The 14917-nt window shown below is 59.1% G+C and carries 15 protein-coding genes; 8 read left to right on the forward strand and 7 right to left on the reverse strand.

Annotation, left to right across the window (positions count from 1 at the left end; translation table 11 throughout):
* Positions 1–259: 259 nt before the first annotated feature.
* The gene (locus PHQ58_RS08655) at positions 260–820 is read left to right on the forward strand and encodes a cytochrome b (RefSeq protein ID WP_300109886.1); all 561 of its coding nucleotides are present in this window, start codon (positions 260–262) and stop codon (positions 818–820) included.
* Positions 821–842: 22 nt separating this feature from the next.
* Here the strand turns inward: PHQ58_RS08655 and speD are convergent, their stop codons facing one another.
* Together speD and PHQ58_RS08665 are read right to left on the reverse strand one after the other, a co-directional pair.
* Complete coding sequence (speD, locus tag PHQ58_RS08660) at positions 843–1238, reverse strand: adenosylmethionine decarboxylase (protein WP_300109889.1); 396 nt, start codon at positions 1236–1238, stop codon at positions 843–845.
* A gap of 76 nt (positions 1239–1314) precedes the next feature.
* Positions 1315–2436, reverse strand: a complete 1122-nt coding sequence (locus tag PHQ58_RS08665; RefSeq protein WP_300109892.1) for an NADH:flavin oxidoreductase/NADH oxidase — start codon at positions 2434–2436, stop codon at positions 1315–1317.
* A gap of 285 nt (positions 2437–2721) precedes the next feature.
* On the opposite strand from PHQ58_RS08665, the gene tkt reads away from it, so the two are divergent.
* The 3 genes from tkt (at position 2722) to PHQ58_RS08680 (ending at position 7032) form a co-directional block, all read left to right on the forward strand.
* Positions 2722–4719, forward strand: coding sequence for a transketolase (gene tkt, locus PHQ58_RS08670; protein ID WP_300110088.1), 1998 nt, complete (start codon positions 2722–2724; stop codon positions 4717–4719).
* A 40-nt stretch (positions 4720–4759) separates the two neighbouring features.
* The gene (gene gap / locus PHQ58_RS08675; RefSeq protein WP_300109894.1) at positions 4760–5758 is read left to right on the forward strand and encodes a type I glyceraldehyde-3-phosphate dehydrogenase; all 999 of its coding nucleotides are present in this window, start codon (positions 4760–4762) and stop codon (positions 5756–5758) included.
* A gap of 128 nt (positions 5759–5886) precedes the next feature.
* On the forward strand, positions 5887–7032 hold the full coding sequence (locus tag PHQ58_RS08680) for a cupin domain-containing protein (protein ID WP_300109897.1): 1146 nt from the start codon (positions 5887–5889) through the stop codon (positions 7030–7032).
* 108 nt (positions 7033–7140) lie between these two features.
* Here the strand turns inward: PHQ58_RS08680 and PHQ58_RS08685 are convergent, their stop codons facing one another.
* Positions 7141–8121, reverse strand: a complete 981-nt coding sequence (locus PHQ58_RS08685; protein WP_300109900.1) for an SLAC1 anion channel family protein — start codon at positions 8119–8121, stop codon at positions 7141–7143.
* 114 nt (positions 8122–8235) lie between these two features.
* Positions 8236–8940, reverse strand: coding sequence for a glutathione S-transferase N-terminal domain-containing protein (locus PHQ58_RS08690; RefSeq protein WP_300109902.1), 705 nt, complete (start codon positions 8938–8940; stop codon positions 8236–8238).
* Positions 8941–9088: 148 nt separating this feature from the next.
* Between PHQ58_RS08690 and yjjJ the strand changes: the two genes are divergently transcribed.
* Positions 9089–10426, forward strand: coding sequence for a type II toxin-antitoxin system HipA family toxin YjjJ (gene yjjJ / locus PHQ58_RS08695; protein WP_300109905.1), 1338 nt, complete (start codon positions 9089–9091; stop codon positions 10424–10426).
* Positions 10427–10506: 80 nt separating this feature from the next.
* On the opposite strand, the gene PHQ58_RS08700 is transcribed toward yjjJ, so the two are convergent.
* Positions 10507–11442, reverse strand: coding sequence for a TIM44-like domain-containing protein (locus tag PHQ58_RS08700; protein ID WP_300109907.1), 936 nt, complete (start codon positions 11440–11442; stop codon positions 10507–10509).
* A gap of 356 nt (positions 11443–11798) precedes the next feature.
* Here PHQ58_RS08700 and PHQ58_RS08705 point away from each other — a divergent pair, with 356 nt between their 5' ends.
* Entirely contained in the window at positions 11799–11996 is a 198-nt protein-coding gene (locus PHQ58_RS08705; RefSeq protein WP_300109910.1) for a hypothetical protein, read from the forward strand.
* A gap of 90 nt (positions 11997–12086) precedes the next feature.
* On the opposite strand, the gene PHQ58_RS08710 is transcribed toward PHQ58_RS08705, so the two are convergent.
* Positions 12087–12971, reverse strand: a complete 885-nt coding sequence (locus PHQ58_RS08710) for a LysR family transcriptional regulator (protein ID WP_300109913.1) — start codon at positions 12969–12971, stop codon at positions 12087–12089.
* A gap of 98 nt (positions 12972–13069) precedes the next feature.
* On the opposite strand from PHQ58_RS08710, the gene PHQ58_RS08715 reads away from it, so the two are divergent.
* Together PHQ58_RS08715 and PHQ58_RS08720 are read left to right on the forward strand one after the other, a co-directional pair.
* Positions 13070–13348 (forward strand): zf-TFIIB domain-containing protein, encoded by a 279-nt coding sequence (locus PHQ58_RS08715; protein WP_300109916.1) that lies wholly within the window; start codon positions 13070–13072, stop codon positions 13346–13348.
* 95 nt (positions 13349–13443) lie between these two features.
* The gene (locus tag PHQ58_RS08720; protein WP_300109919.1) at positions 13444–13866 is read left to right on the forward strand and encodes a TerB family tellurite resistance protein; all 423 of its coding nucleotides are present in this window, start codon (positions 13444–13446) and stop codon (positions 13864–13866) included.
* Positions 13867–13967: 101 nt separating this feature from the next.
* Here PHQ58_RS08720 and PHQ58_RS08725 read toward each other — a convergent pair whose 3' ends face one another.
* Positions 13968–14852, reverse strand: a complete 885-nt coding sequence (locus PHQ58_RS08725; protein WP_300109922.1) for a PA4780 family RIO1-like protein kinase — start codon at positions 14850–14852, stop codon at positions 13968–13970.
* Positions 14853–14917 lie beyond the last annotated feature (65 nt).

Below are 14917 nucleotides of genomic sequence, written 5' to 3' on the forward strand. Positions count from 1 at the left end.
CTTACGCGCAATGGTACTTGGCCTGCTTGGGGTCACGGTAGCACAGCTACTACCGGGCGCTGGCGTTCCCTGATCTGGCCACCCCTACCACCCGTATCGACCGCACCCTTCACGGCCATGCCATACCAGTTGCACAAAGCCCGAAAGATGCAACAACTGTGACAAGACGTAAGCAAATGCCTTGAAATGGCTGAAGTTTAAGAACACCTTAAGACAGCATTTTTAGCATCCACGGTTCTTCAACTTAAGGAGTTAGTTTGTGAATTTAAGAAAAAAAGCGGATCAATATCATCTGACGTCCATTGCACTGCATTGGTTGATGCTTGCCTTGTTTGTTGGCGTGTATGCCAGCATTAATTTGCGCGAGCTTTTTGACAAAGGCACGGTGCCTCGCGAAGCCTTGAAAAGCGTGCACTTCATGCTGGGCCTCGTTATGTTTGGCCTGGTTTGGCTGCGCCTGGCCATGCGTGCGGTCTACCCTGCGCCACGCACGCAATCTGCTCTGCCGCAGTGGCAGGCGATGGCAGCCAAACTGGCCCACCTGGCGCTGTACGCCATCATGATCGGTATGCCGCTGCTAGGCTGGCTGGTCCTGAGTGCCGCAGGTAAACCGATTCCATTTTTTGGTTTGGAGCTTCCCGCCCTGATCGGGCAAGATAAGGCGTTGGCCGGTCAACTCAAGGAAATCCATGAGGTTGTAGGGACGGCGGGCTACTTCCTGATTGGCGGCCACGCGGCGGCAGCCTTGTTTCATCACTACATCCAGCGCGACAACACGTTGCTGCGCATGTGGCCTGTTTCCAGAAAAATGGCCACATGACATGCCGAGCAGGGCCGGTGCTTCAGGTCACCACGTGCGGGTTGGCCAGTTCGCCGCGTTGCAGGCTGTGGTGGGTGACCTGCTGCGGCTCAAACAACGCACACAAGGTTGCCATCAAAGCGTGAGCCTTTGTCGTGTGGTCGCCACCAAAATTGCACACATAGACATCCAGCGTCACGGCGCGGTGCTCGGGCCAAGTGTGCGCGCACAGGTGGGATTCAGCCAGCAGCACGGTGGCCGTGACACCGCCCGGGCCGTGTGGCGTGGCGGGAAAAGTGTGAAACAACTGTGCCACCGCTTGCAAGCCTGAGGCGTTCACGGCTTGCACACAGCGCTGGCCCAGCAACTGCGCATCACACAGCCAGGCCTCAGCGCAGGCGCAGCCGTGCAGGTCTGCGGTCAGGTGCAGGCCTTGCATGGCGTGTCACGCCGCTTGGCGTCTTGCAATGGCGGTGTATTGTTCATTGTTCAGGGTGTTGCGATGGTCATTGCGCTCATCGCTGCGCAACGGACACCTTGCCAAACGCGGCTTGCGCCTCGCGTGGCAGGCAGCGCCAGTAGACCGGGTTGGCATCCACTGTGCCACCCAGCTTGGCGGCGGCGTGCCAGCCCCAGCGTGGCTCATATAAAAAGGCGCGGGCCAGGGCGACCAGATCAGCGTCACCCGCTTGCAATATCGCCTCAGCCTGTTCTGGTTCGGTGATCAGGCCCACGGCGGTGGTGATCATGCCGGTGCTTGCCCGAATGGCACGCGCAAACGGCACCTGGTAGCCAGCGCCCAGTGTAATTTTTTGCTGTGGTGACACCCCGGCAGACGACACATGCATGAAGTCGCAGCCCGCCTCTTTCAACTTCTTGGCAAACGCCTCGCTTTGCGGCAAATCCCAGCCCCCGTCAACCCAGTCGGTGGCGGACAGCCGCACCCCCAGTACGCCATCAAACGCCGCGCGTACGGCGGTAAAAACTTCCAGCGGGAAACGAATACGGTTCTCAAAACTGCCGCCATAAGCATCGTCGCGTTGGTTTGCCAGAGGCGACAAAAATTGGTGCAGCAGGTAGCCGTGCGCGCAATGCAGCTCAATCGCGTCCACGCCCATGCCATCGGCACGCCGCGCCGCCGCCACAAACGCGGCCACGATGTCACGCAAGCCCTGGGCATCAAGCGCGTGTGGCGGTGCCTCATGGGGCAAATGCGGCAGGGCTGACGGGCCCACGGGCTGCCAGCCGCCTTCTGCAGCTGACAGCAGTTGCCCACCACGCCACGGCACGGCGCTTGCGGCTTTGCGCCCGGCGTGCGCCAGTTGCATGCACACCGCAGTGTGTGGCGCCAGTTTGCGGGCACGCTGCAGGTGATCAGCCAGCGCAGCTTCGGTGCAGTCGTCCCACAGGCCCAGGCAGTTCGGGGTGATGCGGCCCTCAGGCAGCACAGCCGTGGCCTCAATGGTGAACATGGCCGCGCCGCTGTTGAGCAGGTTGCCCCAGTGCATCAGGTGCCAGTCGGTGGCGCAGCCATCGATGGCCTGGTATTGGCACATGGGCGCCACCACCATGCGGTTGGGCAGCGTGATGCCGCCGCGTCTTGAGGGCAAATGCAAAGGGGTAAAAAGCAGTCTCATGGCAATCTGTTCAGTCGTTGAAATATGTCTCGGCGGCAGCTCACCCAAGGTGTTGGCCATCATCTGACAAGGGACGCAAAGCATAGCCCAAACCCGCCTTAGGTGGCTTGCGCTCGTGGCATCAGGCAGGCCAGTTTGGGGTCGCGAATGCGTGCGCCTCTAAAATGAGCGGCTAATCCATTCGCTAACTCGTTCGTCTTCCTACCTCTGCGGAGCATTCTCATGGCTGAACCCACCCAAGCAACCCAAGAACAATCCACCGCGGCAGGTGTCAGCCGCGTTGACATGGCCAACGCCATTCGCGCACTCGCCATGGACGCTGTGCAAGCCGCTAATTCCGGCCACCCCGGCGCGCCCATGGGCATGGCCGACATGGCCGTGGCCCTGTGGGGCAGCCACCTCAAGCACAACCCGGCTAACCCCAAGTGGTTGGATCGCGACCGCTTTGTGCTGAGCAACGGGCACGGCTCCATGTTGCTGTACGCGGTGCTGCACCTCACTGGCTACAAGCTGCCCATGGCCGAGCTGAAAAAGTTTCGCCAGCTGCACAGCAAAACCCCCGGCCACCCTGAAGTTGACGTGACCCCTGGTGTGGAAACCACCACCGGCCCGCTTGGCCAAGGTATCACCAACGCGGTCGGCATGGCGCTGGCGGAAAAGCTGCTGGCCCAAGAATTCAACCGCGATGGTCTGGACGTGGTCAACCACCACACCTACGCGTTCATGGGCGACGGCTGTCTCATGGAAGGCATCAGCCACGAAGCTTGCGCGCTGGCTGGCGCCTGGAAACTGGGCAAATTGATCGCCCTGTACGACGACAACGGCATCTCGATCGACGGGCAAGTGGCCCCTTGGTTCATCGATAACACCGCGCTGCGTTTTGTGGCCTATGGCTGGAATGTGCTGGGCCCCATCAACGGGCAAGATGCGGAGCTGGTGGCTGCCACCATTGCCCGCGCCAAAGAAACCACCGACAAACCGACGCTGATCATCTGCAAAACGGCCATTGGCGCCGGCAGCCCCAACCGCGCAGGCACATCCAAAGCCCACGGCGAACCATTGGGCGCAGAAGAAATCAAGCTCACCCGTGAAGCCATCGGCTGGACGGCGGCGCCGTTCGTCATCCCCAAGCCCATCCAGGCTGCCTGGGACGCCAAAGCCGCCGGCAGTGCCGCCGAGAAGGCCTGGAATGACAAGTTTGCAGCGTACAAAGCAGCCCACCCCGCCTTGGCCAAAGAGCTGGTGCGCCGCATGAAAGGCGAGCTGCCAAAGAACTTTGCCCAGGTGGCGGTCGACACGGCTGTGGCCGCGCACACCAAAGCAGAAACCGTGGCGAGCCGCAAAGCATCGCAACTTGCGCTTGAAGCCTTCACTGCCGCCCTGCCCGAAATGCTGGGCGGCTCAGCCGACCTGACCGGCTCCAACCTGACCAACACCAAGAGCACGCCAGCTTTGCGCTTTGACTCGCTCACTGGTGCGGGCAACGGTGGCCGTCACATCAATTACGGCGTGCGCGAATTCGGCATGGCTGCCATCATGAACGGCGTGGCGCTGCACGGCGGCTACATCCCTTATGGCGGCACGTTCATGACCTTCAGCGACTACAGCCGCAATGCCGTTCGTATGGCCGCGCTGATGAAGTTGCGCGTGGTGCATGTGTTCACCCACGACAGCATTGGCCTGGGTGAAGACGGCCCGACGCACCAGTCCATCGAACACGCCGCATCCTTGCGCCTGATTCCGAACCTGGACGTGTGGCGCCCCGGTGACACGGCCGAGACCGCCGTGGCCTGGGCCGTGGCACTGCAAAACAAGACCAAGCCAACCGCGTTGCTCTTGAGTCGCCAGAACATCCATTACGCCCCCAAAGACAGCCTGGGCGACATCAGCAAGGGCGCTTACGTGCTGGCCGAGCCCAGCGAAGTGGGCCTGAAGAAGAAAGCCCAGGCGGTGATCATCGCCACCGGCTCTGAAGTGCAACTGGCCCTCAAGGCGCAAGAAGTTCTTGCTGCACGAAAGATAGCTGTTCGCGTCGTTTCCATGCCGAGTACAACCACTTTTGACCAACAAGATGTTGACTACAAGACAGCTGTGTTGCCCAAAGGCCTGCCGCGCATTGCGGTTGAAATGGGTGTCAGCGGCGGTTGGTGGAAATACGGCTGTGCGGCCGTGGTCGGCATTGACACGTTTGGTGAATCGGCCCCGGCCCCAGTGCTGTTTGAGCTCTTTGGCTTTACGCCCGAGAATGTGGCTGACACGGTGGAGCAAGTGCTGCGCAAGTAACAAGTTTCGGTATTCGTTTTTTTAACCTCTGGAGAAAAGTATGACGATCAAGATTGGTATCAATGGCTTTGGCCGCATCGGCCGCAACGTGTTGCGCTCTGCCCTGCAAAACTTTCAGGACATTGAAGTGGTTGCCATCAACGACCTGCTGGAACCCAGCTACCTGGCCTACATGCTGCAATACGATTCAGTGCATGGCCGTTTCAAGGGCGAGGTCTCGGTAGACGGCAACACGCTCATCGTCAATGGCAAAAAGATTCGCCTGACGCAAGAAAAAGACCCGGTCAACCTGAAGTGGAACGAAGTCGGTGCCGACATCGTGATCGAATCCACCGGCATTTTCCTGGACAAGGCTGGTGGCGAAAAGCACCTGGCAGCAGGCGCCAAGAAAGTGATTTTCTCGGCACCATCCAAAGACGACACCCCGATGTTTGTGTTTGGCGTGAACGACAAGACCTACGCTGGCCAAGCCATCATCAGCAATGCCAGCTGCACCACCAACTGCCTGGCGCCCTTGGCCAAGGTGGTTCATGACAAGTTTGGCATCAAGCGCGGCCTGATGACCACCGTGCACGCGGCCACCGCCACTCAAAAGACCGTGGACGGCCCAAGCAACAAAGACTGGCGTGGTGGCCGTGGCATTCTGGAAAACATCATCCCAAGCAGCACTGGCGCTGCCAAGGCGGTGGGCGTAGTCATTCCTGACCTGAACAAAAAGCTCACCGGTATGTCGTTCCGCGTGCCAACCTCCGACGTGTCGGTGGTTGACCTGACCGTCGAGCTCAACACCAGCGCCACGCTGGCTGAAATCTGCGCCGAGATCAAGGCACAAAGCGAAGGCGCCATGAAAGGCGTGCTGGGCTACACCACCGACAAAGTGGTGGCCACCGACTTCCGCGGCGAAACCCGCACCAGCGTGTTTGATGCCGATGCTTCCATCGCGCTGGACGGCACCTTTGTGAAGCTGATTGCTTGGTACGACAACGAATGGGGTTACTCCAACAAGTGCCTCGAAATGGTGCGCGTGGTCGCCAAGTAAGCCTTTACAGCTTGCTACACGGCCCTTGCCAAGCGTTGGCAAGGGCCTTTTGCTTTTGGAGCCTCCAGTGAGGCCAGCGGACAACAAAAGTCCATCGCCTTCAGCGGCTCAATTTTTCCGGATTCCCCATGCTCACACTTAACTTGGCCGACTTCTCCCTTGAACACTTCATGGCCTATTACTGGCAACAAAGGCCGGTGGTAATCCGCCAGGGATTCGCGCATTTTGAAGACCTGATTAGCCCCAATGACTTGGCTGGCTTGGCCATGGAAGACGCGGTGGAGTCGCGGCTGGTGTATAAAAAAGACGAGCAGTGGCAGGCAGAAAACGGCCCGTTTGAGTCGTACAAACGTTTTGGCAAAACCGGCTGGACGCTGATTGTGCAGGCCGTCAACCATTACTCGCCCGAGGTGGCCGAGCTGGTCAAACCCTTTGATTTCATCCCCAAGTGGCGCCTGGATGACGTGATGATCAGCTACGCCACGCCTGGCGGCGGTGTTGGGCCGCACATTGACTTGTATGACGTGTTCATTTGCCAGGGCTCGGGGCGGCGTCAATGGCGCGTCGGTGACAAGGGTGACCACAAACAATTTGCCGCACACGCCGCGCTGCTCCACACCGAGCCGTTCGAGGCCATCATCGACACAGAGCTGCTGCCCGGCGACATTTTGTACATCCCGCCAGGTTTTCCGCACGACGGTGTCACGCTGGAAGAGTCCATGAGTTATTCGGTGGGTTTTAGGGCCAAATCGGGCTGCGACATGCTCAGCGGCCTGGCCGATTACGTGATCGACAAAGAGCTGGGCAAAACCCTGCTGGCCGACCCCAAGCGGCTCATTGCGCACCACCAGGGTCAGATTGACGCCAGCGACTTCACGCTGATTCGCGCTAACCTGCAAACCCTGCTGGACAACGACACGCTGATGGCTGACTTTGCCGGCAGCTACTTTTCAAAAACCAAATGCACGCTCGATTTGCAGCCGTTGGATGAGCCGCTTGAGACCTCCGATTTGGTCGACATGCTGCAACAGCAGCCCTTGGTGCGCACTGGTGGTCTGCGCTGCTTTTACGTCGATGCCACCGTGGTGCAAGGCGTGTGTTACGTGGATGGCGAGCGTTATGAATTTGGCCCAGACCTGCAGCAGGCCGTCATCAACCTGTGTGACAACGACGAGTTGAGTGAGGCACTGCTGCACGCGGCCTTGGAAAACGCTGAATTTTCCCGCCAGTTCACCGAGTGGGTGAATGGTGGGTTCTGGTATTTCAGGGATTGAGTTGCCACAGGCACTTCAGGCACAGGCTGATTGTTTTATAAATAAATAGCCTGTAGCCCTTTATTTGTAAGCGCTATAAGCTACTAAAATTATAGCAAATAACACTGATTATTCAGGCACACAAATTTGACCGCGCAGCATGGCGATGGCCGTGCGCACGATGAGCATGGTGACCAGCGCCAGCAGCACGGTCAGCAACACCGGCACCAGCATGATGAAAAAGCTGCCACCCACTTTTTCCAGCATCACGGTGCTGGCGATGGTCATGGCCGCCAACGGGAACGAATAGGCCCACCACGGCAGGGCAAAGGTCAGCTTCACAAAGTATTTCGCCTGAAAAAACAGCAGCAGCGTGGTGAACAGGGCAAAGTAGTAAAAAATGCGTGCCGCGTCGTCTATGGCGCCGTTGTGAAACTTGACCCAGGCGATAAAGCCCACAGCAGGTGGTGCAATCAGGATGAATAGCGTGGGCAACATCTTGCCGGGCACCATGGGGTGAAAGAAAAAACGATTCAGCAGCACGGCCAGCATCGGCAGCCACATCACCAACCCAATGCTGAAGTAAAACCAGGACACCTCGGGAAAGCCCAGCGGAATGCCTGCAATCGGCACCAGAATGTTGCCCACAATCGGGATGAACCATGCCGGGTTGCTGTGCTGCACCTGAAACTTTTCATGGTGCATCCAGTTCGACAAAATAGCCAGCGTGAACAGCAACTGCGCGGTGCTTCCAATAACCCACAGGTACAAAGACACGTCAGGGTAGTGCCCCATGAGTGCAACGGCCACCAGCAACATGCCAATTGACATAGTCGGAAAAAAGCTCATGCGAATCGGGTGGTTGAACTCGGCGATCACGTGCTGACGGTGCAACACGAACTTGGCCAGGTAGGCCAAGCTGATCAACGAAAACACCAAGACAGTGAACGCCAGCAAGGCAGAACTGGCTGACCCCGACCAACCCCATAGGTGTTCGACTTTTTCAACTGCAATGGTGGTTCCCGCCAGCCCCATCACGGTAGAAAACAAGGAAACCGGCAGGTGCTCAAGGCGGCCATGCGAGGTGGCAGAAGCTGTGGTTGTGGTCATGTCAATGAATCTCAAGTAAATTACTCAAGTATTGATAATACCTCTAGGGGTATAAAAATCAATGTGACAAGAGTCACTGACGCCTGCGGTGGGTCTCAACCACCGGGGGCCAAATCACCCCCGCTGCGGCACCACCAGCCCGCGCACCACGGCTGGCCGCGCCACAAACTCTGCCAACGCCCGCGTCACATGGGAAAAGTCCTGCATGCCTACCAACTCGCCCGCCTGGTAACGCTCAATCAGGTTGCGCACCCAGGGGAAGATGGCCATGTCGGCAATGGTGTAGTCGTCACCCATGACCCAGGTGCGACTGGCCAGTCGGTCGTTTAGCACGCCTAGCAGGCGGCGGCTCTCGGCGGCGTAGCGGTCACGCGGGCGCTTGTCTTCATAGTCTTTGCCGGCAAAAATCGTGAAGAAGCCCAGCTGCCCAAACATCGGGCCAATGCCGCCCATCTGGAACATCAGCCACTGAATCGTCTCGTAGCGCGCGCCGCCATTAGAGGGCAAAAACTGCCCGGTTTTTTCGGCCAGATACAGCAGGATCGCACCCGATTCAAACAGTGCCAGCGGTTGGCCGCCCGGGCCGTTGGGGTCAAGAATGGCCGGGATTTTGTTGTTGGGGAAGGTGCCGATGAACTCGGGTGAGAACTGGTCCTGGGTCTCAAAACTGACCAAATGCGCCTCATAGGGCAGACCGCATTCCTCCAGCATGATCGACACCTTCACGCCATTTGGCGTGGGCAGCGAATACAGCTGCAGGCGCTCCGGGTACTGGGCGGGCCATTTCCGGGTGACAGAAAAGCGGGCGATGTCAGGCATGGTGGTTCCTTGGTGTGGGGTGAACAAAGGGCAGCGCCGTGGGGTGGATATGGCTGAAAAGTTGTCTGTATTTATCTATTCACAAAATATCATAAGTAATTGAATAAAAACAAATAATCAAGATTTTTATCTATTCATATAATGATTCATGTCTAACCAGAATGACCTCACCCAAAAAGCCCTGCAAGCCTTGCGCAGGCAGGGCAGCGTGCTGTCCAGCGCCGAGTTTCAGGCCAGCCTGGGCGTGAGCCAGCCCACGGTGTCACGGGCATTGTCACCGCTGATCCAGTCGGGGCAAGTGCAAAAAGTGGGCGCGGCGCGCTCGCAGCGTTATGTGCTGGCGCGTACCGTGCCGGGTGTGGGCCGCGAGGTGTTGGTGATGCGCGTCAACGCGCTGGGCCAGCCCACACCTTTTGCCCGCATGGTGCCGTTGGAGGGCGGCGCGTTTTGGGTGGACGAGGCCGACGGCGTGAGTGCGCTACACGGCGGCCTGCCTTGGTTTCTGGACGACATGCGCCCGCAAGGGTTCATGGGCCGCACGTTTGCCCACGCCCACCCTGAACTGCAATTGGGCAGCGACCCGCGCCACTGGAGCGACGACGACGTGTTGCGCGCCCTGACCCTGTTTGGTGACGACTTGCCGGGCAACCTGATCATGGGCGAGGCCGCGTTTGCGCGTTTTCACACCCTGCCCGAACGTGCCTCGCGGGTGGACTCTGCGCTGGACTACCCGCGCTTGGCCGACCAGGCCATGCAGGGCACCCACCCGGGCTCGTCGGCGGGCGGTGAGCAGCCCAAGTTTTGCACGATCACCGCCGGGCGGCCAGTGCTGGTGAAGTTTTCGCCTGCGGGCGACAGTGCCGTAGACCAGCGCAGCCGCGACCTGCTGGTGTGTGAACACCTGGCGCTGCACACGCTTAATTTGGCAGGCATTTCCGCCGCGCGCACCCAGATGTTTACTGGCGCAGGCCGGGTGTTTCTGGAGGCGGAACGCTTTGACCGCACCCCGGCGGCCAGCGGGCCAGTCGTTCAAAATGGCCGCATTGGCATGGTGTCTTTGCAGGTGTATGACGCCGAATACGTGGGTGAAATGGACAACTGGGCCGCCACCGCCAACCGCATGGCGGCGCGCAAACTGCTAAAGCCTGCCGACGCCCGCACCCTGCGTCTGCTGGAGGCCTATGGCCAGCTCATTGCCAACACCGACCGGCATTACGGCAACATTTCGCTGCTGATCCAGGACGACGACTGGGTGTTGTCGCCCACCTACGACATGTTGCCCATGCTCTACGCGCCAGTCGGGGCTGAGCTGGTGGCGCGCGACTTTTGGGCGCGGCCACCGCAGCCCAGCGCCGCCACTCTGCCCGAGTGGGAGCAGGCCAAAACCCTGGCCGCAGCGTTCTGGCAGGCGGCGGCAGACGATGCGCGGGTGTCTGACGGGTTTCGCGCCATTGCGGCTGAGAATTTATACAAAATCAGGCTGTAGCCCTTGTTGAGCAAGCGCCAAGTGCTATTTAATTTGATGCCTGTGTGTGCTCAATAACCCACACACAGGCCCCCGCAGGCTTACGACGTTTGTTGGATACCGGCCAACACCCAGCCGCTGTTGCCTTGGCGTGACTTCATCAGGTGCCAGATTTCATCAAACGCCTCGTCTGGTGCACCGCTGTCATCCCGAATGGCGCCGGTGAAGCGCACGCTGACCAGGTAGCGGTCGGCATCTTCGTCCACTTCTATCACCTGAGTGTTGAGGCTGACCACGTCGTTCTTTTGTGTGGTGGTGCCGCGCTCGGCCATTTCCAGCTTCAACTCGGCAAACATCTCAGGCGTGGTGAACTGGCGAATGTCGTCCAGGTTGCCCGCATCGTTGGCGGCTTGCAGACGAATGAAGTTGACCTTGGCGTTGCGCTCAAAACCTGCGGTGTCGAAGTCAGCGGGAATGCGGCTGATGTTGCCTACCCCGGCGCCAATGCTTGAACCAATACCTGACCCAACGGCACTGTGACCTGCTGCAGGCATGGCTACTTTGTACGCGGCGCTCTGCTGCTCAGACTGGCCTGTGTGGCCCGCCGCGCCGGCGCTTGCATGCGCATATTGCAAGCCCCCTGGCCCTGACGCGTTGGACAGCTTGGCTGCCGCGCGTTTGCGCATGAAGAAGCCAACGGCCACCATGACCGCAGCGGCCATCAAACCAAACATCAGCATGCTGGCCAGTTCTTCACCAAAGCCCAGGTGGGATGCAAGTGCCGCCAAGCCAAGACCTGCCGCAAGCCCGGCCACCGGCCCCATCCATGAACGAGAAGGTGCAGCTGCCGCGCCTGCTGCAGGTGTACCGGCAGCTGCAGCCGACTGGGTGGGCGCGCCGGGAGCTTTGTCAGTGGCCTGGCGTTGAGTGCCCATGGACTTGCCCGAGCCCATGCGCTTGGCTGCCTCCGCATCCATGGCCACGGTGGAAAGGCCCAGTGTGAACACCACGGCCAGCATTGCAAGTAATCGTTTCATGTGAATCTCCTGTAGAAATGAAAGAACGGGGCAAAGATTAGCGCACCAAACACCAATAAAAAAGCAGCATTTAACAGACAGAAACTTCGTAAAAACAAGAAGGTTACGAGGAATTTCAACGCTTGCGCACCGTCATGATTGTGGTGGGTGGCTGGCTGCTGGCAAAGAGCCTGACCTGAACGACAACCCCGCCCTGAAACTACTGCGCCGTGTGCTGCCGGTGAACAAATACTGCGATGGCGAGAAATTCTGGACCGTAGAAAACGGCAAAAGAACCGCCACGCCATCGCTCATGGTGATCTGCCTGATTGCGCTCACCGATGTGATTTTTGCAGTGGACTCCATTCCCACCATTTTTGCTGGCTGCCGTGGCCAACAAGTTTCATTTGCTCAACGACGGGTTGGCGATGATTCTGGTGTTCATTGGCGGCAAGATGGTGTTGATTGATGTGTACAAAATCCCGCTGCTGTTTTCGCTGGGGGCTGTGGTGGGCATCTTGGCCCTGACCACGCTGCTGGACCTGCGCACCGCCCAGGTCGAACCGAAGGGGTAAACCAAAAGGCAGCGTGGCGACATAAAAAACAATCAAATATGGCTATAGACCTTTTGTATAAATCGTGAGCAGCTATTGATAAAGTAGCAACTACAGCGCGGGCTGTAGCAAGCGCTGCACCAAAGGGTGGCTCACTTTCTTTTCAGCGCCGATGGCAAAAAAGTGTTCGGTGACACCCTCGCATGGGCCAATGCGCTGCACTGCGTAATGGGCAAGCAGGTCTTCATGCGCCCACTCAGCCGCTGGAAACACGCCCATACCGCTGGCGCCAAAGGTCATGAGCAAGGCGTTGTCCTCAAATTCGCCCACCACCCGCGGGCGGATCGCGCGTTGTTCAAACCAGTGGTCCAGTCGGGCCCGCACGGCGGTGTGTGCGGTGGGCAACAGCAGGGGCACATCGGCCAGGCTTTCTGGAAAATTTTTGCGGGCGGCCTCCACCACAGCGGCTGTGCCATACCAGGCAATGGCGGACGACCCCAGTGCATGGCTGTAGAGCTTGATGTTGGGGTTGAGCGGCGCAGGGCGGTCTGACAGCACCACGTCGAGCCGGTGCAAGGCCAGGTCGCCCAGCAAATCGTCAAACTCACCCTCTTGGCACAACAAGCGCAAATTCGGCTCAGGGATCACCGGTTGCAACAGGCGGCGCACCACCAGCTTGGGCAAGCCGTCACAAATGCCCACAGCCAGGCGAATGGCGGGTGTGCTCGCCGCATCACGCACCCGTGCTGGCAAGTTTTCACCTAACTGAAAAATCTGCTCTGCCTGCTGCATGGCGGCTTGTCCCGCATCGGTGAGCACCAGCCCACGCCCGGCAGGTTTCAGCAGCGCAAAGCCCAGCGAGCGCTCCAGTTCCCGCACTTGCGCGCTCACGGTTTGCACCGCCATGTCGAGCTTTTCTGCCGCCCGAGAGATGCCGCCTTCTTTGGCCACAACCCAAAAGTAATACAGGTGTTTGTAATTGAAAGGCGTGCTCATGGTCAGGTTTTTAGAGAGTTTAAATAAGAAATTATCTGCTTTTTTAGAATTGATTTTCATCCTATCGTCAGGCTTTCTTTCACTTACCGGAGAAACACATGAAATGCCCAGCCTGCCCTGATGCGACCCTGGTGATGTCTGACCGCCAAGGCGTTGAGATTGACTATTGCCCCACCTGCCGAGGCATCTGGCTGGATCGGGGTGAACTTGACAAGCTGCTAGACCGTGCCGCTGTGGCAATTGCCCCGGCAGCACCGGCTAGCGTGCCAGTGGCACGCAATCGGTCACAACCTGATTTTGAAGACTCTGACTACCACGACGGGCGACGCTACCCACAGGGTCGCAAAAAGTCGTGGTTGAGTGAGATTTTTGATTGAAACCGCGCCCCCAACGCGCCTCTGGCCTGCATGCCATACCACTGCATTTGAGGCCTCTTTTTTTCGCAATACCCCTAGACACAAGGACCAGCATCATGCGCAAATACCCTAAAAACAGCCCGCAGGCCGCCGCCCGAATCATCGCCTTGACCCTGGTCGCCGATGGCGACGTGGGCCAGGCCGAGTTGGCCTTGCTGGATGAACTTGCGGTGCACCAGCAGCTTGGCCTGACGCGTGATGCCTTGCACGCGGTGATTGACACATTTTGCGAGGACGTCTTAACCAGCAAGCCCGTTGCGCTTGCTGATGCCGGCCCGGTCGATGAGTATGTGATGGAGGAATTGATGGGCGAAATTGACGACCCCGCGCTGCGCCGCAAAGTGCTGGACCTGTGTGTCAAGCTGGCCGAGGTTGACGACCATGTGGCCGAGGGCGAATCCATTGTGCTGATCGCCGCAGTGGCGCACTGGAGCCTGCACCACCAGATGCTGAGCCCGGTTGACGCTGAGCCGATTTGATGCCGAGGTTTCACCGCAACTCGGGTGGCCGTGCCCGCTGCCCGGTGCAGGATATTCTGGTGCTATCCGAATCCCAGGCAAGCCCGACCGCAGCGGCGAACTTAACCCGTAGCAGCCGTTGCCATGCGCAGCCGGCGCGCCGCGTCCTCTTCCCTTGCATCGTCAATTTCGCGCAGCACGGCCTGCATGTCGACACTGGCCTGGGAGCGCTCAAAGTGGCCGGTCAGCACCGACTCATTGCTTAATAAACCAGCTTGGTAAAGGCTCCACATCTCCGGCCCAAACTGGGTGGCCAGCAGCGCGGGGGCAAACTGTCCAAAGAAGTCACACAGGTTGGCCACGTCACGCAGCAACATGCGCTGGGCGTGGTTGTTGCCCGCCGCATCCACCGCCTGCGGCAGGTCAATGATCACGGGTTCGTCCACACCATCACCGCCATCTGCCAAGGCCGTGTGCGCCAGCAGGATGTTGAACTCGGACAAGTCGCCATGCACCACCCCGGCGCAAAGCATGCGCACCACCTCTTTGATCAGCGTGGCGTGGTGTTGTAGCGCCTGCTCAGGGGTGAAGGCCACGTCGTTCAGGCGTGGGGCGGCATCGCCGTTGGCATCGGTCACCAGTTCCATCAGCAGCACACCGTCGCAAAAGTTGTACGGTTTGGGTACCCGCACACCGGCGGCAGCCAGGCGGTAGAGCGCGTCGACCTCGGCGCTTTGCCAAGCGGCCTCTTGCTCTTGCCGGCCAAACTTACTGCCTTTGGCCATGGCGCGGGCCGAGCGTGAATTCTTGACCTTGCGGTTTTCGGTGTAGTCCACAGCCTGGCGAAAGCTGCGGTGCGTGGCCTCTTTGTAAATCTTTGCGCAGCGGGTGTCGTCGCCACAGCGCACCACAAACACCATGGCCTCTTTGCCGCTCATCAGCTGGCGCACCACGGTGTCAATCAGACCCTCTTCAATGAGGGATTGCAGTCTGGGAGGTGCTTTCATTCGGGCTTTGTTTCGGTGATGTTGAAGCCGGATTGTCGCGCCCCGGGCATTCCACGCTGCAGGCA

It is taken from the genome of Rhodoferax sp. (assembly GCF_028688795.1).
Lineage (GTDB): Bacteria > Pseudomonadota > Gammaproteobacteria > Burkholderiales > Burkholderiaceae_C > Rhodoferax.